This window comes from Ensifer sp. ENS02 (assembly GCF_014851885.1).
Lineage (GTDB): Bacteria > Pseudomonadota > Alphaproteobacteria > Rhizobiales > Rhizobiaceae > Ensifer > Ensifer adhaerens.
The window spans coordinates 126037-146703 of the sequence record NZ_JACVAO010000008.1; the positions used below are offsets into that span (position 1 = coordinate 126037).

A 20667-nucleotide genomic window follows, 5' to 3' on the forward strand; every position below is an offset into this window, starting at 1 on the left:
GGCGATGTGTCGAGCTTTAGTCCAGGTCGACTTAGCCAGCCGGTGCCAGTGTCAGCTCATCAATGCCGACGGCGAGGTTCAGGCCTTCCTGCACCTGGACATTGACCGGCTGTAGCATAAACGCCTTGTTGGTGCCGCCGCCGATCACCTTGGCGCCACCGCCGACGGCGAGACTCGCATCGGCGCCGACGCCGTAATACTCACCGGCAAGCGCGAATTCGCTGATCGGTGTGCCTGTCTTGGCAAGCACGTCCCAGATCATCGTGCTCTTTCCCGTCTTGCCGATGTCGATGCCGATCTTGCGGATCGTGCCGGCATAGACGGCCTTCGGTGCGCCATTGGTGGGCGTGAAGGTGCACATCAGGTTCTTGGTTGAGGTCAGGATCATGCCAGTGCCGCCTTCCGAACCACAAACGAGGCGGCCAAGGGCGACATAGTTTTGCGCGGCGGCCGGGCCCGTGGCAAGCGCGGCGAGCGCCAGCGCAGTGACGAGGGTTCGTTTGATCATGGCTAGTCTCCGTTCTTGATGCTTCAAGCAAACGGATGGCGGGCAGGAAGGTTCCGCTGTGCAGGGGCAATGCCTGCAAACGAAAACGCCCGCGATGCGGTCGCGGGCGTTTCGAAATGCGTGATCGGGTTGGCTCAGGATGCCTTGACGCGGGCAAGGCCTGCGCGGGCCGGCTCGTATTTCGGGTCGAGCTGCAGCGCGTGCGAATAGGATTTCGACGCTTTGGCCTTGTCGCCCTTGCGCTCGTAGATCAGCGCCTGGTTGGCCCAGGATTCGGCGACCTTGCCGTTCAGGTTGATCGCGGTGTTGAAGTCGGAGAAGGCGTTGTCGTCGTCGCCTTGTGCGACATAGGAGATGCCGCGGCCGTTATAGGGTTCCGGCGAGCTCGGCGACAGCGAGATCGCGGTCGAGAAGTCTTCGATCGCCTGACCGTGCTGGTTGCGTGCCTGGTAGATCAGGCCGCGATTGTGATAGGCGCGCGGATCGGTGGTATCGAGCTGGATGGCCTTGTTGAAATCGTTGAATGCGGAATCGAGCTGGCCGGCCTGGCGATAGAGATTGCCGCGGCCGATATAGGCGACGTCGTAGTTGGCGTTGAGCTGCAGGGCCGTGTTGTAGTCGGCAAGCGCTGCCTGGGTATTGCCCATGTTGCGATGAACGAGCGCCCGGTTGGCATAGGCCTGGTAGAAGCGCGGGTTCAGCTTGATCGCTTGGTCGAAATCGGCAATCGCGCGGCGGTATTCGCCGGCGCGGCCGTAAGCCGAGCCGCGGACATTGTAGCCTTCCGGATCGCTTGGGTTGGAGGCGATGACGCTCGAAAGCGAGGCGATGTTTTCCTGCGAGCCCTGTTCGCGCTCGACCTTGTTGGTGACGGAGTCCGGACCGTCGGTCGTGCAGCCGGCGATGAGGAGGGCCGAGCCGAGAAGCAGCATGGCGGCAAGCCTCGGCTTGCGCTGGTGGCGGCGAGACGCCTCATGGACATTAAAACCGGAGACGTCCGCAGTCATGGCAGCAAGTGTCAAAGGTTGATCCCTCAAATCGACAAGGTCTCGAAAGCCATCGGCTTTCCGTTTCTGGAGCCGCTGAACTCCCCGCGGGCTCCTCAAGCCGGGCCAAAGTCGGCCTTGGCAGACCACCGGTCCAAACACTCCGGTCGGTCGTCCGTCGGTGGCAGCGTCGAGCACGCTAGCCTGTCGGCGGAAAAGATGTCCATACCAAAAAAAGGCGGTGGCGATATTTCGCCCCCGCCACGACTTACATCGAATAGCGTCGAAAAAACGACAAATCAGCGAGCCAGGAGGCCTTCGCGCTGTGCACGCTTGCGTGCCAGCTTGCGGACGCGGCGAACGGCTTCAGCCTTTTCGCGAGCGCGCTTCTGGGACGGCTTCTCGTAGTAGTCACGCATCTTCATTTCGCGGAAAATGCCTTCGCGCTGCATCTTCTTCTTGAGAGCGCGGAGCGCCTGATCGACATTGTTATCGCGGACTAGTACCTGCACGTGAATCCCGTTCCTTGGTTCGTGTTGTTTGCTGCTCCGTCAGGTGCGGAGGCAAAAGAGTGACATTCGCTAAGCTGGAAGCTTTACGATTAGATGAGCGGATACCAGATCATCAGGCGAAAGTCCAGCGACGACATGAGGCGGCGCTGAAAAAAACCTGAGATACGAGTGTCGCGCGACTTATCCCCCGCCGCTTAACCGATCCATAGTCATGTCGCAACTGCGCGCAAGTCCACGCAAATGCGTCGCAAAAGAAACGTTGCGCAGGTCTCGGATTTGCGATTTCTAACTCCAACGAGAATGATCACCGGGAGTAACGGGCCGATGCGCAAATATTCAGTTTTCGCCGTGGCGCGCGAGGCGCTGCGCGGCCACAAGGGATGGGGCCCGCACTGGGCATCGCCGGAGCCGCGCAAGGAGTATGACGCCATCATCATCGGCGGCGGCGGCCATGGCTTGGGAGCAGCCTATTACCTTGCCAAGGAGCACGGCATCACAAATGTCGCGGTGCTCGAAAAGGGATGGATCGGCGGCGGCAATACCGGCCGCAACACGACGATCATCCGGTCCAACTATCTCTATGAAGAGAGCATGGACATCTACGAGCATTCGCTGAAGCTCTGGGAAAACCTCTCGCAGGATCTGAACTACAACGTCATGTATTCGCCCCGCGGCGTGATGATGCTGTCGCACAACATCCATGACCAGCAGTCGTTCAAGCGCCACATCAATGCCAACCGTCTCTACGGCATCGACAACGAGTGGCTGACGCCGGAGCAGGCCAAGGCCTATTGCCCGCCGCTCGATATCGCCAAGACTGCGCGCTACCCGATCAACGGGGCGGCCCTGCAGCGCCGTGGCGGCACGGCCCGCCACGATGCGGTTGCCTGGGGCTATGCGCGTGCGGCCTCCGACCGCGGCGTGCACATCATCCAGAACTGCGAAGTGACCGGGATCCGCCGCGACGAGACCGGCCGGGTCGTCGGGGTCGACACCAATCGCGGCTATATCGGCGCTAAGAAGGTCGGCATTTCCGCCGCCGGCCACACCTCGGTGCTGATGCAGATGGCCGATGTGCGCGTGCCGCTGCAGAGCCAGCCGCTGCAGGCGCTGGTCTCCGAACCGCTGAAGCCGATCTTCCCCTGCGTCGTCATGTCGAACTCGGTGCATGCCTATATCTCGCAGTCCGACAAGGGCGAGTTCGTCATCGGCGCCGGCACCGACCAGTACAATTCCTATTCGCAGACCGGCGGCCTGCAGATCATTACTCATACGCTCGATGCGATCTGCGAGCTCTTCCCGATGTTCCGCCGCGTCAAGATGATGCGGCAGTGGGGCGGCATCGTGGACGTCACCCAGGACCGCTCGCCGATCCAGGGTGTCACGCCGGTTCCGGGCCTCTACCTGAACGCCGGCTGGGGTACGGGCGGCTTCAAGGCGACGCCGGGCTCGGCCCATCTCTTCGCCCATCTGATCGCCAAGGGCGAGCCGCATCGTCTCGCCGCAGGGTTGACGCTGGAGCGCTTCCGCACCGGCCGGCTCATCGACGAAGCGGCTGCCGCCGCCGTTGCGCACTGAGGATTTCGAGATGCTTTTGATCTACTGCCCCTATTGCGAGGAAGAGCGTTCCGAGCTCGAGTTCCGCGGTGCCGGCGACGCCCATATCGCCCGCCCGGAAAACATCGCCGACATCACCGACGAACAGTTTGAGGAATATTTCTTCCTGCGTCAGAACCCCAAGGGTCTGATCTTCGAACGCTGGCGCCACATCCATGGCTGCGGCCGATTCTTCAACGCCGCCCGCGACACGGTCAGCGACCGTTTCTACACCACCTACAAGGCTGGCGAACCGAAGCCTGACATCGCCACCATTCTTCAAAGCGAGCAGGACAAGAACGGCCAGGATAAGGGAGCCGCGAAATGATGGGCGCCAATCGCATTCCAGGCGTCGGCCGCCTGACCCCCGCCCGCACCGCGCGCTTCACCTTCGACGGCCGCACGCTGACGGCGCTCGAGGGCGACACGGTCGCTTCGGCGCTGCTTGCCAACGGCATTCATCTGGTCGGCCGTTCGTTCAAGTACCACCGCCCGCGCGGCATTCTTTCGGCCGGAGCCGAGGAGCCGAACGCGCTGCTCGACGTCTCGCGGGATGCCGCCCGGCGCCAGCCGAACGTGCGCGCCACGGTGCAGGAAGTCTTCGACGGCATGAAGGTGGAATCGCAGAACCGCTGGCCGTCGCTCGCCTTCGACATCGGCGGCCTCAACGATCTCATGTCGCCGTTCTTCGCCGCCGGCTTCTACTACAAGACCTTCATGTGGCCAAAGGCCGCCTGGCACGCGATCTACGAACCCTTCATCCGCCGTGCTGCCGGCCTCGGCGTTACGCCGACGGAAGCCGATCCGGATCACTATGCCAGCCGCTACGCGCATTGCGATGTGCTTGTCATCGGTGCGGGTGTTGCCGGTCTATCCGCAGCACTTGCCGCTGCCAAGGCCGGCGCCAAGGTGATCATCTGCGACGAGCAGCCGGAAGTCGGTGGTGCGCTTCGCTACGAGAGCGGCACGACCATCGACGGCAAGGATGGCTGGGACTGGGCGCAGGAGACCGCCAAGACGCTTGCCTCCATGGACAACGTCACGGTGCTCACCCGCACCACCGGCTTCGGCTACTACAACCACAATTTCGTCGGCCTCGTCGAGCGCGTGACCGATCATCTGGCGGCCCTCGACAAGTCGCTGCCGCGTGAACGGCTGTGGCAGGTGCGCGCCAAGAAGGTGATCCTCGCCAACGGCCAGATCGAGCGGCACATGGTGTTCGCCAACAACGACCGCCCGGGCATCATGCTCGCTTCGGCCGGCCGCACCTATCTCAATCACTTCGGCGTCGCAGTCGGCTCCAAGGTTGGCGTCTACACGGCGCATGACTCGGCCTATGAAGCGGCTTTCGATCTGAAGCGGGCCGGTGTTTCGGTTCCTGTTATCGTCGACTGCCGCGAAAATCCGGGCGAGGCGGTGCTGGCCGAAGCGCGCAAGCTCGGCATCGAGGTGCTGACCGGGCATTCGGTGATCAAGGCTGGCGGCAAGCTCCGCGTCAACTCGATCAGCGTCGCCCGCAATGGCGGCGGCTCTGCCCGCAAGTTCGCCGTCGACGCGCTTTTGGTCTCGGCCGGCTGGACACCGTCGGTGCACTTGTTCTCGCAGTCCCGCGGCAAGGTGAAGTTCGATGCGGCGACGCAGCGCTTCCTGCCGGGCACGTACCTGCAGGATTGCTTGTCGATCGGCGCCTGCAACGGCACCGACGATCTGCAGGCAACCATCGACGAGGCGCTTGCGGCCGGCGAACTGACCGCGCGTGCGGCCGGTACAGAGGGCGGTGCGCAGGTGACGCTTTCGGGCGAAAACCGCTACGGCTGGACCGGCGGCATGATCGGCGCTGCCGAAGGCGCTGGTCCCGATACCACGGTCAAGGCCTTCATCGACTTCCAGCACGACGTCTGCGCCAAGGACATTCGTCTGGCGGTGCGCGAAGGCATGCACTCGATCGAGCACATCAAGCGCTTCACCACCAACGGCATGGCGTCCGACCAGGGCAAGCTTTCCAACATGCATGGTCTGGCGATCGCCGCCGAAGCGCTTGGCAAGGACATTCCGCAGGTGGGTCTGACGACCTTCCGCCAGCCCTACACGCCGGTGACCTTCGGAGCGATCGTCAACCACTCGCGTGGTGCCCTGTTCGACCCCGCGCGCAAGACGCCGATCCATGCCTGGGAGGAGGCGCATGGCGCCGAGTTCGAGGATGTCGGCAACTGGAAGCGCGCCTGGTTCTACCCGCGCTCCGGCGAAGACATGCATGAGGCGGTCGCGCGCGAGTGCAAGACGGTGCGCGACGTGGCTGGTGTCTTCGACGCCTCGACGCTCGGCAAGATCGAGGTTGTTGGCCCGGATGCGGCGCAGTTCCTCAATCTCATGTACACCAACGCCTGGGACAACCTGAAGCCCGGCCGCTGCCGCTACGGCATCATGCTGCGCGACGACGGCTTCGTCTATGACGACGGCGTGGTCGGTCGACTGGCCGAGGATCGCTTCCACGTGACGACCACGACCGGCGGTGCGCCGCGCGTCATGAACCACATGGAAGATTATCTGCAGACCGAGTTCCCGCACCTGAAGGTGTGGCTGACCTCGACGACGGAACAGTGGGCCGTCATCGCCGTGCAGGGACCGAAGGCGCGCGAGATCATCGCTCCGCTCGTCGAGGGCATCGACCTCTCCAACGAGGCCTTCCCGCACATGAGCGTCGCCGAGGGCAGGATCTGCGGCGTGCCGACACGGCTCTTCCGCATGTCGTTCACCGGCGAGCTGGGCTTCGAAGTCAACGTGCCGGCGGACTACGGCCAGGCGGTATGGGAAGCGATCTGGGCGCGGGCCGAGCCGATGGGCGCCTGCGCCTATGGCACGGAAACCATGCACGTGCTGCGCGCCGAAAAGGGCTATATCATCGTCGGCCAGGACACCGACGGGACCCTGACGCCGGACGATGCCGGTCTTTCCTGGGCCGTCTCGAAGAAGAAGCCCGACTTCGTCGGTATCCGCGGCCTGAAACGCCCGGATCTCGTCAAGGATGGCCGCAAGCAGCTTGTCGGTCTTCTCACCAAGGATCCGAAGGTGGTGCTGGAGGAAGGCGCGCAGATCGTCGCCGACCCGAACCAGCCGAAGCCGATGACCATGCTCGGTCACGTGACGTCGTCCTACTGGTCGGCAAACTGCGGTCGCTCGATTGCGCTGGCCATGGTGGCCGGTGGCCGCGAGCGCCTCGGCCAGACGCTCTACGTGCCGATGACCGATCGCACCATTGCCGTCGAAGTGAGCGACATGGTGTTCTTTGACAAGGAAGGGGGCCGCCTCCATGGCTGACCAGGTTACTGCAAGCCGCAAGGCGGCACTCACCGCGCGCGGGGGCTCGGCCGAGGCGATCCTGACGCCTGCGCCGGCAGCAACGCGCATTTCGCTGCGCGCCGGCGCCGACGCACTGCCGGCCCTTTCGGCCGCACTTGGCGTGACGCTGCCGACCCGGCCGAAGACCTCGGCTTCTTCCGGCCAGCGCCATGCGCTGTGGATCGGCCCGGACGAGTGGCTGGTCATCGATGAGAGCCAAGCCGACCTGATGGCGGCAGCGGCCTCAAGCGGCACGCTGCATTCGGCGGTCGACATTTCGCATCGCAACGTCGCCGTCATTGTCAGCGGTCCGGGCGCCGACGTGGCTATCAACAGCGGCTGCCCGCAGGATCTGTCGCTGGCGATCTTCCCGGTAGGTGGCTGCTCGCGCACGATCCTCGGCAAGGCGGAGATCATCCTCTTCCGCACAGCTGAGGATCAGTTCTGGGTCGAGTGCTGGCGGTCGTTCTCGCCCTTCGTCTTCGGACTGCTTTCCGAGGGCGCTGCTGACGCCGGCCACTAAATGAAAAAGCCGGGAGGTGCGAGCAAGCACCTCCCGGCATTCGAAGACTGTTTGAAACAGCTCGCTCTCATTGCCGAGCGAGCAAGATGCCTTTTTCGAGGAGCGTGCGCTTCGTCGCGTCGTTCAGGTCGTAATCCTGAAGGTGCTCGGGTTCGACCCAGGCATGTTCGACGAACTCGTCGTTGAGGCTGACCTCGCGATTTTCGGCCTCACAGTCAAAGATCAGATAGATCATATGAAGCTGCTCGGTTGAGCCGTCGGCATAGGACTTTGTCCGGATGTCGTCCCGGAAGGTCCAGGGCTTGATCGTTCCGATCTCCAGACGGTCTCCAAGCTCTTCCCGGATTTCACGGCGCAGGCCCTCATCGAGACGTTCGCCCGGCTCGAGGCCGCCACCCGAAAGCGCCCATTGCCCGGGAAACACGCCGCGATCGGGCGGCATCTTGCAGAGCAAGTAGGCGCCCCTGTTCTGAATGAGCGGGCAGACGATGATACGCTGGCGCAATGACTTCTCCATTTACTGATTTTGCGACCACGACAGCCGCCTTGCTTTTTTACGCGAAGCGCAAGTACCAGAAGAGCGCAATCTCGTGCGTTCCCGGCGTCAATGCCGAATAGAGGTGTCGGTCGTGGCCGGCGAGCTCGAAGCCGTAGCGCTCGTAAAAGCGGCAGGCGGCGACATTGTTCGATTGGGTCTCAAGCCTGATCCCCGGCAGGCCCCGTTCCCGCGCCCAGGACACTGCCCTGTCCATGAGAGCTCGCGCGACGCCGGCGCGGCGCGCGTCCTTGTCGACGGCGATATCGTCCACCTCGGCATAGCCGTTCCACGCCTTCGAGAGTGCAATGTAACCGGCGAGCCGGCCGTCGAGACGCGCTGTGAAGAGGGCGGCATCCGGCCCAGCCGCGGTCTCCACAAGCTCGTCCGGGTCGGATCCATAGGTCTTGATGTAGCTCTCGACCGGAGCGACGTCGCCGAGATCGGGGCCGATGAAGGGCGGCCGTGCCTCGGACGTGACCTCGAAGGAAAAGTCGCAGCCGGCAAAGTCGCTGACGAAACGCCCGTCGGCCGGCTCGACGATGACTGCTACTGTCATGGGATCTTCCTGCTCAAACCGCCTCAGGCATCGGCGGGGCGATCCTTGGGATCGAACTGGATGATCGTCTGCCAGGTTGCCGTCAGCGCCGGCTTGCGCTCGCCTTCGATCTCGACGCTGACGTCGTAGGTGATCATCAGCATGCTGGCGCCGCGGAAGCGGGCATCGGCCATGGTGAAGTGGCCGCGCACCTTGGCGCCGCTCTTCACCGGCGCGATGAAGCGCACTTTCTCGAAGCCGTAATTGATGCCCATGGTCTGTTCGCGGATTTTCGGCAGGCAATTGTAGTTCATCGCGGAGAGCAACGAGAGCGACAGGAAGCCATGCGCGATCGTGCCGCCGAAGGGCGTTTCGGCAGCGGCCCGCACCGGGTCGACGTGAATATACTGATAGTCGCTGGTTGCCTCGGCGAATTTGTCGATTGTTTCCTGCGTGACCGTGATCCAGTCGGAAACGCCGACCTCCTTGCCGACCAGCACCTTGATCTCAGAAAGTGAAATGTCGTGCAGCATGTAAACGCCTCGAAACAAGCCCCCCAAGCGATCTATAGGCTCGCCCGTTGCAACCTGCAAGTGGTGGAAAAGCTTTAGAAAACCTCGACGAAGAAGGCAACCGAGCGCGGCGCCACGTGATCGGCGGGGGATGACGCTGCGAGCGCATCCTGCCATTTTCCATCGACGCTGTCGGGCAGGCGGAGGGGATGCGGCGCATGGCTGCGATTGATGACGACGGCAAGCCGCGTTGCCCGCTTCTGCGTGCGGTCGGGGGTGGTCAGCACCATTGTCAGATTGTCCGTTGCCGGATGCTCCCAGTCGGTCACGGTCATCGGGTGACCGTCGAGACGGCACCACTCGACGTCGCCGTTTCCTGTCAGGAACGTGGTCTCGTCGAAAACGCCGAAGCGGGAGCGCATGGCTGACAGGGCCTCAGTATGGGCGACGATCTCGTCGTCCATCGCCGTCCAGTCGAGCCAGGTGATGGCGTTGTCCTGGCAGTAGGCGTTGTTGTTGCCCCGCTGGCTGCGCCCGGCTTCGTCGCCGGCGGTCAGCATGATCGTGCCGCGGGTGGCAAAGAGCGTTCCGATGAGCGCCATCACGTCATGGCGGCGAGCCGCCTTGATTTCCGGATCCGCCGTCGGCCCTTCGGCGCCATTGTTCCAGGAATGGTTCTCGTTGTGGCCGTCGCGATTTTCCTCGCCGTTCGCCTCGTTGTGCTTGCCGGCATAGGAGACGAGATCGGCCAGCGTGAAGCCGTCATGGGCGGCGATGAAGTTGACCGTGCGCGTGCCGCTCTCACCCCAGCGGGCGAAACTGCCTGAGGAGCCGGCAAGCGCTGTCGCCAGCGCGCCGATCGAATGGCGATCGCCGCGCCAGTAGATGCGGAGGTCGTCGCGGGCGCGGTCGTTCCACTCGAGGAAGGGCGCGGGGAAATTGCCGAGCTGGTAGCCACCGGGACCGATATCCCAGGGCTCGGCGATCAGCACCCGGTCGGCAAGCAGCGGATCGGCCGCAATCGCCTGAAAGAGTGGGGCATCGCGGTGGAAGCCGCCCATGTCGCGGCCGAGGATCGAGGCGAGATCGAAGCGGAAGCCGTCGACGCCGGCAGCGCTGACGAAGTGGCGCAGGCTGTCGAGGATCAGTGCCTCGACAACCGGATTGTCGCAGGCGATCGTGTTGCCGCAGCCGGTATCGTTGATCAGTTCGCCCGGGCGGTCGGTGGCGTGACGATAATAAGTCAGGTTGTCGAGGCCGCGCATCGACAGCGTTGTGCCGAAGCGATCGCTTTCACCGGAGTGGTTGAAAACGAGATCGAGGATGACGCCGATGCCGGCCTTGCGCAGCGCCTCGACGGTCTTTCGCAGCTCCTTGATGCCGCCCGGCACCAGGCGCGGATCGAGTGCCATAGGGGCGATCGGATTATAACCCCAGCCGTTCTTCAGACCGAGCGGTGGCAGATGGCGTTCGTCGATCCAGGCGACGATCGGCATCAGCTCGATGGCCGAGACGCCGAGGCGCTTCAGATGTTCGATGATGGCGGGCTCGGCGAGGGCGGCCACCGTGCCGCGCTTGGCTTTGGGTACGTCGGGATGGAGGATGGTGAAAGGCTTGACGGCGATTTCGTAGACAAGGCCGCCGGAGCGAAAGAGCGGCGCCTTCACCTTGGCAGCCTTCACCTCGGTGACGATCGCTTTCGGTACGAGGTCGGCGGTGTCTTCGCCAAAGATCGTCAGGCGCGGATCATGGCCAAACGGGCGGTCGAGTTCGATGGCATAGGGATCGACGAGAAGCTTGGATGGATCGAACCAGAGACCGTGATCGGGCGAATAGACGCCATCGGCCCGGAAGCCGTAGCGCGTTCCTTTCGGCGCGTCGGCAACCTTCAAGCTGTGAATGTCGCCGTTCCGCGTCATCGGCAGCTGGCGCAGCTGTTTGGCGCCTGATTTGTCGAAAAGGCAGAGATCGATACGGGCGGCATTGTGCGACCAGACCGAAAACACGGTGCCTTCGGAGGTGATGGTGGCACCGAGGGGTGGGTTTCCTTTGGTCGGCATGAAGGCGGCCCTCTTCGTGGTGTCGTCGGTGTGTGTGACCCACCCCCCTCTGCCCGGCCGGGCATCTGCCCCACAAGGGGGAGGTTGACTTGTGGCATCCTCCCATTCCACCGATAAACCGATGCGTTGGTTTACGGGCGAGGGGATCCCTGCGACGTCAACGCCATCTTAGGGCAAGGCCGTGCCGCAGATCGATCTCCCCCTTGTGAGGGAGATGCCCGGCAGGGCAGAGGGGGGTAAGCGGCAAACGAAAAAGGGCCGCATCAGCGGCCCCGATAGTGCGGTATTTCAGGTAATGACGCTCGGCTCGGTGCGGCCGGTGCGGGTCTTGATGCTGGCGATCTCTTCGGCAACGGCGATGAGATCGGCGAGCGCCGTCTGCGTCTCGATATCGTGACGCGAGGCGTCCGGCTCGAAGCGCTCGATATAGACGCGCAGCGTTGCTCCCGATGTGCCGGTGCCCGACAGGCGGAAGACGACGCGGGAGCCGCCTTCGAACAGGATGCGGATGCCCTGGTTCTTGCTGACGGAATGGTCGACCGGATCGTTGTAGGCGAAGTCGTCCGCGGTCGCGACCTTGAGCGCGCCGAAGGACTTGCCGGGCAGCGTGGCAAGCTGGTCGCGCAGGTTGGCGATCAGGCCATTGGCCGCATCAGAATCGACCTCTTCGTAGTCGTGGCGCGAATAGTAGTTGCGGCCGTAGGTCGCCCAATGGTTCTTGACGATGTCGAGCGCGCTTTCCTTGCGCACCGCCAGAATGTTGAGCCACAGCAGGACTGCCCAGAGCCCGTCCTTCTCGCGCACGTGGTTGGAGCCGGTGCCCGCACTTTCCTCGCCGCAGATCGTCGCCATGCCCTCGTCGAGCAGGTTGCCGAAGAACTTCCAGCCGGTCGGCGTCTCGTAGATGCCGATGCCGAGCTTTTCGGCGACACGGTCGGCAGCACCACTGGTCGGCATCGAACGGGCGATACCTGCAAGACCCTTGGCATAGCCGGGTGCCAGATGCGCGTTGGCGGCGAGCATGGCCAGACTGTCGGACGGTGTGATGAAGATGCCGCGGCCGATGACGAGGTTGCGGTCGCCGTCGCCGTCGGAAGCGGCGCCGAAATCCGGTGCGTCGGGCGCCATCATCGTCTCATAGAGTGCGCGGGCATGAACCAGATTCGGGTCCGGGTGGTGGCCGCCGAAATCGGGCAGCGGGATGAAGTTCATCACCGAGCCCTTAGGCGCGCCGAGTCGCTTTTCGATGATCTCCTTGGCATAGGGACCGGTAACGGCGCTCATCGCATCGAAGACGACGCGGAAGCCGCCTTCAATCATTTTGCGGATCGCGCCGAAGTCGAACAGGCTTTCCATCAACTCGGCATAATCGGCGACGGGATCGATGACGGTGATCGTCATGCCGTCGATGTCCTGCGTGCCTTCGGCATCAAGGTTGATGTCGGCGACATCGGAGATCTTGTAGCTGTCGATCACCTTGCTGCGCGCGAAGATCGCGTCAGTGATCTTCTCCGGTGCCGGGCCGCCATTGCCGATGTTGTACTTGATGCCGAAGTCTTCGGTCGGGCCGCCAGGATTGTGGCTGGCCGACAACACGATGCCGCCAAAGGCTTTGTACTTGCGGATGACGTTGGAGGCAGCCGGCGTCGACAGGATGCCGCCGCGGCCGACGAGCACGCGGCCGAAGCCGTTGGCCGCCGCCATCTTGATGGCGATCTGGATGACTTCGCGGTTGTAGAAGCGACCGTCGCCGCCGATGACAAGCGTTTCGCCCTGAAAGCCTTCGAGCGAATCGAAGATCGACTGGATGAAGTTCTCGGCATAGTTCTTCTGCTGGAAGACCGGGACCTTCTTGCGCAGCCCTGACGTGCCAGGCTTCTGGTCGCCGTAGGGGGTTGTGGTAACCGTTCTTATCATGCTGACTTAACCTTTCCCGAGAAGTCCGGAATAAAGAGAGACGTAACGCTCGGCACTTGTGGCCCAGGAAACGTCCGATTTCATGCCCTGGGTCTGAATTTTCGACCAGACTTTGGGCTCGCTGTATGCACGCAGCACCCGCCGGATCGCAAGCCGCAACCCATCGGCATTGACAGGCGTGAACTGGAAGCCGGTCGCGACCTTGGCCGCAAGCCCGGCCTCGTTGGCGTCGATGATGGTATCGGCAAGGCCGCCGGTGCGGGCGACGACCGGCACGCAGCCGTAGCGCAGGCCATAGAGCTGGGTAAGCCCGCAGGGCTCGAAGCGCGACGGAATGAGGATGGCGTCGGAGCCCGCCTGCATCAGATGCGACAGCGGCTCGTTGTAGCCGGTGACCATGCCGATATGGCCGCGATGGCGGGAGGCAGCGGCGAGCAGCGCGCCTTCGAGCGCCGCGTCGCCGGAGCCGAGCACCACGAGCTTGCCGCCCATGGCGACGAGCTCGTCGGCGATCTCGGCGACCAGATCCATGCCCTTCTGCCAGGTGAGCCGGCTGACAACGCAGAAGATCGGGCCGTTGCCTTTTTCAAGGCCGAAGCGTTCCTCGAGCGCACGCCGGTTGGCCGCGCGCTGCTTCAGGCTCGTTGCGCTGAAATGCTGGGCGATGTGCGGGTCGGTCTGCGGATCCCAGATGTCGGCGTCGATGCCGTTGACGATGCCAGAGAGGTCGGCGACGCGGCTCTTCAACAGGCCTTCGAGGCCCATGCCGAATTCGGGCGTCAGGATTTCCTGCGCATAGGAGGGGCTGACGGTGGTAATGGCGTCGGCGGTCTGCAGGCCGCCCTTCAGGAAGCCGACGTCGCCGTAATATTCGACGAACTGCATCGAGAAGGCTTCGGCGGGAAGGGCAAGCTCGGGGAAGACTAAGGCGCCGAACTGGCCCTGGAAGGCGATGTTGTGGATCGTCATCACCGTCGGCGTTGCGGCCGCCGGGCCGAAATGCATGTAGACCGGCGTCAGCGCCGTCTGCCAGTCATGGGCGTGAACGATATCGGGTTTCCAGCCCGAGACGACATCGCCGCCGGCAATTTCGGCCGCCGCAAGCGAGAGTGCGGCAAAGCGGCGGAAATTGTCGACGTAGTCGCGGCCGGTGGCATCGACATAGGGGCCGCCGTCTCGGGCGTAGAGTTCAGGCAGGTCGAGGACCAGCAGATCGAGCCCGTCGATTTCGGCGGCGAGAACTGTCGCCGGATTGCCGAACAGGTTTTCGAAACTGCCGACCTTCTTTTTCTTCTTCAGCTTCTGCAGCACGGCCGGATAGCCGGGCACCAGCGTGCGGGTCTTGACGCCGTGCGGCAAAAGCGCTGCCGGAAGCGCGCCGACGACATCGGCGAGCCCCCCGGTCTTGATCAGCGGATAGACTTCGGACGCAACGGACAGGACGTTCATGAAGTGCCTACATTCCCAGTTTGTCGATCATCGTTTGCGTGATCAGGCAGACGCCGTTTTCCGAACGCCGGAAACGCTTGGCATCGAGCACCGGATCGTCACCGACGACGAGGCCCTCGGGGATCACGACACGGCTGTCGATGACCACGTTGCGCAGCGTCGCGTGGCGACCGATCTTCACATCGGGAAGAACTACGGCATTCTCCAGACGGGAATATGAATTTACGCGGACACCTGTGAACAACAGGCTGCGGTTGAGCGCGGCGCCTGAGATAATGCAGTCGCCGGAGATCAGCGACGAGGTTGCCGAGCCGCGGCGGTTTTCATCGTCATGCACGAATTTCGCCGGCGGCTTGATCTCGGCAAAGGTCCAGATCGGCCAGGTGCTGTCGTAGATGTCGAGCTCCGGCGTCACGTGGGTCAGGTCGATATTGGCCTGCCAATAGGCATCGATCGTGCCGACGTCGCGCCAGTAGGCCTCGCGCTCGAAGTCCGACCGCACGCAGGACTCTGCGAAACGGTGGGCGACGGCTTTGCCGTTATCGACGATGTAGGGGATGATGTCCTTGCCGAAGTCGCGGCTCGATTTCGGATCGGCGGCGTCGCGGCGCAGAAGATCCATCAGGAACTTCGTGTGGAAGACATAGATGCCCATGGAGGCAAGCGCCATCTCCGGATTGCCGGGAATGCCCGGCGGATCGGCCGGCTTCTCGACGAAGGCGATGATGCGGTCCTTTTCGTCGACATGCATCACGCCGAAGCCGGTTGCTTCCATGCGCGGCACCTCGAGGCAGCCGATGGTGACGTCGGCGCCGGAATCGACGTGCTGCTGCAGCATCAATTCGTAGTCCATCTTGTAAATATGGTCGCCAGCAAGGATCACCATGTATTCGACGCCATGATCCTCGATGATGTCGATGTTCTGGTAAACGGCGTCGGCCGTGCCTTCGTACCATTGCGTTTCGGAAACGCGCTGGCTGGCCGGGAGAATATCGAAGCTTTCGTTTCGCTCCGGGCGGAAGAAGTTCCAGCCACGCTGCAGGTGGCGGATCAGCGAATGCGCCTTGTACTGGGTGGCGACGCCGATGCGGCGGATACCGGAGTTGAGCGCGTTCGACAGCGCGAAGTCGATGATACGCGCCTTGCCGCCGAAATAGACCGCCGGCTTCGCCCGTCGGTCGGTCAGTTCCTTCAGGCGACTGCCGCGACCGCCGGCGAGAACATAGGCCATGGCATCACGTGCCAGAGGTTGCGTACGCTTTTCCACCATTTGTCCTCCCCATTCATTGACCTTAAGGGGTCGTCACGGCGGCCTTCTGCGACGCCTTGCGGCCCTCGATATTTGCAGTCTTCCGCCGCCTTCGGCTGGCGGATCGGATAAATTACTCCTGTTCCAGCATCAGTGTCGCGAGCGGCGGCAGGGTGATGTTGGCCATGATCGCTCCCGTGCTGTTCTTCTCGGCAAAAACCGCGCCGCCATTGCCCTTGCCGCTTCCTCCATAGATTTCCGCGTCGCTGTTGAGGATCTCCTTCCAGCGACCCTTGACCGGCAGCGGGATGGCGTAGCTTTCCCGGTAGACGGGGGTGAAATTGGTGATGACGGCGACGAGTTTTTCGCCGGGCGCCTTGCGCAGCCAGGCAAAGACCGAGTTGTCGCGGTCGTCGGCCAGCAGCCATTCGAAACCTTCGCCTTCGCAATCGCGCGCATGCAGCGCCGGCTTGGCACGGTAGGTGCCGTTCAAGTCACGCACCAGCCGTCGCATGCCCTCGTGCAGATGGTATTCGAGCAGGTTCCAGTCGAGCGCCCGATCCTCGGACCATTCGCGCCATTGCGCGAACTCCTGACCCATGAACAAGAGCTTCTTGCCGGGATAGCCCCACATGAAGGCATAGTAGGCCCGGAGATTGGCGAACTTCTGCCAGTCGTCGCCGGCCATCTTGGCGATCAGCGAGCCCTTGCCGTGCACGACCTCGTCATGGGACAGCGGCAGCACGAAGTTCTCGTTGAAGGCATAAAGCAGGCCGAAGGTCAGGTCGTTGTGGTGGAACTTACGGTGCACCGGCTCGCGCGACATATATTGCAGCGTGTCGTGCATGAAGCCCATGTTCCACTTGAAGCCGAACCCGAGACCCCCCGCATGCACCGGATGGGAGACCTTCGGCCAGGAGGTCGATTCCTCGGCGATCGTCAGGATACCCTTGTGAGAGCCGTATATTTCCGTGTTCAGCGTCTGTAGGAAACGGACGGCCTCGAGGTTCTCGTTGCCGCCATATTCGTTCGGCACCCACTCGCCGTGCTTGCGCGAGTAGTCGAGGTAGAGCATCGAGGCGACCGCATCGACGCGCAGGCCGTCGACATGGAATTTTTCCGCCCAGTAGAGCGCATTGTTGACGAGGAACGACAGCACTTCCTGGCGGCCGAAATTGTAGATCGCCGTGTTCCAGTCGGGGTGGAAGCCTTGGCGCGGATCCTCGTGTTCGTAGAGTGCGGTGCCGTCGAACCAGCGCAGGCCGTGCTCGTCGGTCGGGAAATGCGCCGGCACCCAGTCGAGGATGACGCCGATGCCGACCTTGTGGCAGCCGTTGACGAAGCGGGCAAAACCTTCGGGCTCGCCGAAACGGGCGGTCGGCGCATAAAGACCGGTTGTCTGGTAGCCCCAGGAGGGGTCGAAAGGAAACTCCGAGATCGGCAGAAACTCGATATGAGTAAAGCCCATGTCGACGCAGTAGGGGATCAGCCGGTCGGCAAGCTCGTCCCAGGAGAGCATCTCGCCATTGTCGCGGCGCTGCCAGGAACCGGCGTGCACTTCGTAGATCGAGATCGGTTGCCGTCTTGCGTCGGCCGAGGCCCAATGCTTGCGGTGTGCCTCGTCGTCCCAGGTCTGCGCGATTTCCGGCGTGGTCATCGAGGCCGTGTTCGGGCGTAGTTCGGAGCGCCGGGCAAAGGGATCGGCCTTGAGCGGCAGACGCGTGCCGTTGCGGTCGAGGATCTCGTACTTGTAGACAAGGCCCGCATCGACGCCGGGAATGAAGATTTCCCAGATGCCGGTGTCGGTGCGCAGCCGCATGACGTGGCGACGGCCGTCCCAGTCGTTGAACTGGCCGACGACCGAAACACGCTTCGCATTCGGTGCCCAGACGGCGAAATGGTAGCCGCTGGCACCGTCATGCTCGATCGGGTGCGCCCCCATCTTGTCGAAGAGCCTGAGATGCGAGCCTTCGCGAATGTAATAATCGTCCATCGGTCCGAGAACCGGACCGAAGCTGTAGGGATCGACAACCACCCATTCGCCGCCCTGATTGCGGGCGCGGTAGCGGACGGGCTGTGGTTTCTTCAGCGCCACCGAGCCTTCGAAGAAGCCGGCATCGTCGCGCCGTTCGATCGCCCCCAGGTCCTTGCCCGAGAGCGTTTCGACCGTCACCGTCTCGGCATCGGGGACGAAGCAGCGGGCAAGGACGGTCTTGCCGACGGGGTGCACGCCAAGAACCGAAAAGGGGTCGTCATGCGTGCCCTTGAGGATGGCCGCGATATCCGGGGCTGACAGCAGACCTGAAGCTGCGGGTTCCGGGTCCTTGCCGGCCGAGGGCGTCATCCAGCTCTCCAGATTTCCCCGGCATATTGCCGGATGGTGCGATCGGACGAGAACCAGCCCATCCGTGCGGTGTTGCGGATTGCCTGCGCGTGCCAGTCGGACGGCGTCGTCCAGAGCTGGTCGAGCTCGCGCTGCGCCTTGGCGTAGGCTTCAAAATCGGCAGCGACCATGAACCAGTCGTGATTGTAGAGCCCTTCGACGAGGCTTGCGAAGCGATTGCGGTCATCGGGCGAGAACACGCCGGACGCAATCGCCTGCAGCGCCTGCGACAGCTCGCGCGAGCCTTCGATGATGGCGCGCGGATTGTGACCTTCGGCTCGTGCCCTGGTCACCTCTTCGGCGGTCATGCCGAAGATCTTGATGTTTTCCTCGCCGATCCAGTCGCGCATCTCGACATTGGCGCCGTCGAGCGTACCGATCGTCAAGGCGCCGTTCAGCGCGAACTTCATGTTGCCGGTGCCCGATGCTTCCATGCCGGCCGTCGAGATCTGCTCGGAAAGGTCGGCAGCCGGAACCATGATCTCGGCGAGCGAGACGTTGTAGTTCGGCACGAAGACGATCTTCAGGAGGCCGCGCACCGCCGGGTCGTTGTTGACGACACGGGCGACGTCGTTGGCCAGTTTGATGATCAGCTTGGCATTGTGATAGCTCGGCGCCGCCTTGCCGGCAAAGAGCTTGACGCGCGGCACCCAGTCGAGCTCCGGATGGGAGCGGATCTGGTCGTAGAGCGCCACGGCCTCGATGATGTTGAGGAGCTGGCGCTTGTACTCGTGGATGCGCTTGATCTGGATGTCGAACATCGCCGACGGATCGAGCCGGATGCCGAGGCGGCTCTGCACGAGCTGCGCGAGGCGCACCTTGTTGGCGCGTTTGACCGCGGCGAAATGTTCCTGGAAGTCCGCCTTGTCGGCGAAGACGTCGAGCGCCTGCAGCGCCTCGGTATTGTCCATGAACTCGTCGCCGATCGCGTCGCGGATCAGTCCGAAGAGACCGGGATTGCACTGCATCAGCCAGCGGCGCGGCGTAATGCCGTTGGTCTTGTTGTTGATGCGGTCCGGGTAGAGCTTGTGCAGGTCGGCAAACACCGTTTCCTTCATCAGCTCGGTGTGCAGTGCCGAAACGCCGTTGATCGAGTGCGAGCCGACAAAGGCGAGATTGCCCATGCGCACGCGTCGTTCGCCGCTTTCGTCGATCAGCGAGATGTTGCGGATTTCGTCGTCCGTGGCGCCCTTCTGGCGGCGGGCCTCGATCAGGATCTTGGCGTTGATCGCATAGACGATCTGCATGTGGCGCGGCAGCAGGCGCTCGATCAGCGGTACCGGCCAGCTTTCGAGCGCTTCGGGCAGCAGCGTGTGGTTAGTGTAGGAGATCGTGCGGCGGGTGATGTCCCAGGCCTGCTCGAAATCGAGGCCGTGCAGGTCGGTCAAGAGCCGCACCAGTTCGGCAATGGAAATGGCTGGATGGGTGTCGTTGAGCTGGATGGCGACGGCGTCCGGCAGCGAGTTGAAATCCGGGTATTGCTGCAGGTGACGGCGCAGGATGTCCTGCAGCGAGGCCGAGGAGAAGAAGTATTCCTGGCGTAGGCGCAGCTCCTGGCCCGCTGGCGTCGCGTCGGCCGGATAGAGAACACGCGTCAGGCTTTCCGCCTTGTTGCTTTCGCGAAGGGCGCCGATGTGGTCGCCGGCGTTGAAGGCGGCCAGCAGGATCGGGTCAATCGGCTGCGCGGTCCACAGGCGCAGCGTGTTGACGCGTTTTGCCCGCCAGCCGACGGCGGGCGTGTCGAAGGCGGTGGCGATGACGCGCTCGGCCGGTTTCCACACGAAACGCTGGATTTCCTCGTCGACATTGGCGGTTTCGACGACGCCGCCGAAGCCGATTTCGTAGGAGCTTTCGCGGCGTTCGAATTCCCAGGGGTTGCCGTGGGCAAGCCAGGTTTCGGGTAGTTCCACCTGCCAGCCATCGGCCATCTGCTGGCGGAAGAGGCCATGCATGTAGCGGATGCCGTAGCCATAGGCGGGTACGTCGACGGTCGCCATCGATTCCATGAAACAGGCAGCCAGCCGTCCGAGACCGCCATTGCCGAGGGCCGCATCCGGCTCGAGCTGGGCGACGACATCGATATCGACGCCGAGGGAGGCGAGCGCATCGCGCATCTCGTCCATCAGGCCGATATTGGTCATCGCATCGCGCATCAGCCGGCCGATGAGGAATTCGAGCGAGAGATAATAAACGCGCTTGGCGCCGGTTGCGTAGGTCTTGCGGGTGGAGTCCATCCACTTGTCGGTGATGCGGTCACGCGCAACCAGGATCGCCGCCGTCAGCCAGTCATGGGGCTTGGCGACCTTCGGGTCCTTGCCGATGCGGTACTTCAGACGTTCGAGGATTTCGACGGCGAGCTGGCTAGGTTCAGACGACCTTGGGGCGGGCTGCGGCACGTCGTTGGTGGAGAGCCTGTTCATCATGAAACTGTCTTTACCCTTTTGCGTTGGGAGATCGCAGGCCGGACCCGACCGGGGATAAAGCCAATTTATGCATCGATCCGAAGCGCTTGCAACAGATGTTTTTAAATGGATTAGACTTGTCTCAGACGGTGGAGAAC

At 63.0% G+C, this 20667-nt stretch carries 16 protein-coding genes; 4 read left to right on the plus strand and 12 right to left on the minus strand.

Annotated elements, in window-relative coordinates:
* Positions 1-31: 31 nt before the first annotated feature.
* The 3 genes from IB262_RS18170 to rpsU form a co-directional block, all read right to left on the minus strand.
* A complete protein-coding gene (locus IB262_RS18170; RefSeq protein WP_034786890.1) occupies positions 32-508 on the minus strand; it encodes a DUF992 domain-containing protein in 477 nt (158 codons plus the stop codon).
* Positions 509-642: 134 nt separating this feature from the next.
* Positions 643-1530: a tetratricopeptide repeat protein gene (locus IB262_RS18175; protein WP_034786887.1), complete on the minus strand. Its 888-nt coding sequence runs from the start codon at positions 1528-1530 to the stop codon at positions 643-645.
* 263 nt (positions 1531-1793) lie between these two features.
* Positions 1794-2006 (minus strand): 30S ribosomal protein S21, encoded by a 213-nt coding sequence (gene rpsU / locus IB262_RS18180; protein WP_034786884.1) that lies wholly within the window; start codon positions 2004-2006, stop codon positions 1794-1796.
* A gap of 324 nt (positions 2007-2330) precedes the next feature.
* On the opposite strand from rpsU, the gene IB262_RS18185 reads away from it, so the two are divergent.
* The 4 genes from IB262_RS18185 to IB262_RS18200 are packed head-to-tail and all read left to right on the plus strand — an operon-like array spanning position 2331 to position 7464.
* Entirely contained in the window at positions 2331-3584 is a 1254-nt protein-coding gene (locus tag IB262_RS18185; RefSeq protein WP_034786880.1) for a sarcosine oxidase subunit beta family protein, read from the plus strand.
* A 10-nt stretch (positions 3585-3594) separates the two neighbouring features.
* Complete coding sequence (locus IB262_RS18190; protein WP_034786877.1) at positions 3595-3930, plus strand: sarcosine oxidase subunit delta; 336 nt, start codon at positions 3595-3597, stop codon at positions 3928-3930.
* Positions 3927-6920 (plus strand): sarcosine oxidase subunit alpha, encoded by a 2994-nt coding sequence (locus IB262_RS18195; protein ID WP_089044948.1) that lies wholly within the window; start codon positions 3927-3929, stop codon positions 6918-6920. The genes IB262_RS18190 and IB262_RS18195 overlap by 4 nt, the downstream gene beginning before the upstream one ends.
* Positions 6913-7464, plus strand: coding sequence for a sarcosine oxidase subunit gamma (locus IB262_RS18200; RefSeq protein WP_112976385.1), 552 nt, complete (start codon positions 6913-6915; stop codon positions 7462-7464). Before IB262_RS18195 ends, IB262_RS18200 begins: the two co-directional genes overlap by 8 nt.
* A gap of 67 nt (positions 7465-7531) precedes the next feature.
* Here the strand turns inward: IB262_RS18200 and nudI are convergent, their stop codons facing one another.
* The 9 genes from nudI to IB262_RS18245 form a co-directional block, all read right to left on the minus strand.
* On the minus strand, positions 7532-7969 hold the full coding sequence (nudI, locus tag IB262_RS18205; RefSeq protein ID WP_034786869.1) for a nucleoside triphosphatase NudI: 438 nt from the start codon (positions 7967-7969) through the stop codon (positions 7532-7534).
* Between the two features lie 49 nt (positions 7970-8018).
* Positions 8019-8558: a GNAT family N-acetyltransferase gene (locus tag IB262_RS18210; RefSeq protein ID WP_034786865.1), complete on the minus strand. Its 540-nt coding sequence runs from the start codon at positions 8556-8558 to the stop codon at positions 8019-8021.
* A 23-nt stretch (positions 8559-8581) separates the two neighbouring features.
* Complete coding sequence (locus IB262_RS18215; protein WP_034786863.1) at positions 8582-9070, minus strand: MaoC family dehydratase; 489 nt, start codon at positions 9068-9070, stop codon at positions 8582-8584.
* 74 nt (positions 9071-9144) lie between these two features.
* A complete protein-coding gene (gene glgX, locus IB262_RS18220; protein WP_112976386.1) occupies positions 9145-11109 on the minus strand; it encodes a glycogen debranching protein GlgX in 1965 nt (654 codons plus the stop codon).
* A 288-nt stretch (positions 11110-11397) separates the two neighbouring features.
* The gene (locus IB262_RS18225) at positions 11398-13026 is read right to left on the minus strand and encodes an alpha-D-glucose phosphate-specific phosphoglucomutase (protein ID WP_034786858.1); all 1629 of its coding nucleotides are present in this window, start codon (positions 13024-13026) and stop codon (positions 11398-11400) included.
* A gap of 6 nt (positions 13027-13032) precedes the next feature.
* On the minus strand, positions 13033-14475 hold the full coding sequence (gene glgA, locus IB262_RS18230; RefSeq protein ID WP_034786855.1) for a glycogen synthase GlgA: 1443 nt from the start codon (positions 14473-14475) through the stop codon (positions 13033-13035).
* A gap of 7 nt (positions 14476-14482) precedes the next feature.
* Complete coding sequence (gene glgC, locus IB262_RS18235; protein ID WP_034786853.1) at positions 14483-15745, minus strand: glucose-1-phosphate adenylyltransferase; 1263 nt, start codon at positions 15743-15745, stop codon at positions 14483-14485.
* A 112-nt stretch (positions 15746-15857) separates the two neighbouring features.
* On the minus strand, positions 15858-18068 hold the full coding sequence (gene glgB / locus IB262_RS18240) for a 1,4-alpha-glucan branching protein GlgB (RefSeq protein WP_112976387.1): 2211 nt from the start codon (positions 18066-18068) through the stop codon (positions 15858-15860).
* Positions 18065-20530 carry a glycogen/starch/alpha-glucan phosphorylase gene (locus IB262_RS18245; RefSeq protein WP_089044955.1) on the minus strand — a complete coding sequence of 822 codons (2466 nt, stop codon included), beginning with the start codon at positions 20528-20530 and terminating at the stop codon, positions 18065-18067. The genes glgB and IB262_RS18245 overlap by 4 nt, the downstream gene beginning before the upstream one ends.
* Positions 20531-20667: the final 137 nt, after the last annotated feature.

Coding starts and splice junctions, on each gene's coding strand:
- IB262_RS18170 (WP_034786890.1), bottom strand. CDS start 508: ATGATCAAACGAACCCTCGTCACTGCGCTGGCGCTCGCCGCGCTTGCC.
- IB262_RS18185 (WP_034786880.1), top strand. CDS start 2,331: ATGCGCAAATATTCAGTTTTCGCCGTGGCGCGCGAGGCGCTGCGCGGC.
- IB262_RS18190 (WP_034786877.1), top strand. CDS start 3,595: ATGCTTTTGATCTACTGCCCCTATTGCGAGGAAGAGCGTTCCGAGCTC.
- IB262_RS18195 (WP_089044948.1), top strand. CDS start 3,927: ATGATGGGCGCCAATCGCATTCCAGGCGTCGGCCGCCTGACCCCCGCC.
- IB262_RS18200 (WP_112976385.1), top strand. CDS start 6,913: ATGGCTGACCAGGTTACTGCAAGCCGCAAGGCGGCACTCACCGCGCGC.
- IB262_RS18210 (WP_034786865.1), bottom strand. CDS start 8,558: ATGACAGTAGCAGTCATCGTCGAGCCGGCCGACGGGCGTTTCGTCAGC.
- IB262_RS18215 (WP_034786863.1), bottom strand. CDS start 9,070: ATGCTGCACGACATTTCACTTTCTGAGATCAAGGTGCTGGTCGGCAAG.
- glgX (WP_112976386.1), bottom strand. CDS start 11,109: ATGCCGACCAAAGGAAACCCACCCCTCGGTGCCACCATCACCTCCGAA.
- IB262_RS18225 (WP_034786858.1), bottom strand. CDS start 13,026: ATGATAAGAACGGTTACCACAACCCCCTACGGCGACCAGAAGCCTGGC.
- glgA (WP_034786855.1), bottom strand. CDS start 14,475: ATGAACGTCCTGTCCGTTGCGTCCGAAGTCTATCCGCTGATCAAGACC.
- glgC (WP_034786853.1), bottom strand. CDS start 15,745: ATGGTGGAAAAGCGTACGCAACCTCTGGCACGTGATGCCATGGCCTAT.
- glgB (WP_112976387.1), bottom strand. CDS start 18,068: ATGACGCCCTCGGCCGGCAAGGACCCGGAACCCGCAGCTTCAGGTCTG.
- IB262_RS18245 (WP_089044955.1), bottom strand. CDS start 20,530: ATGATGAACAGGCTCTCCACCAACGACGTGCCGCAGCCCGCCCCAAGG.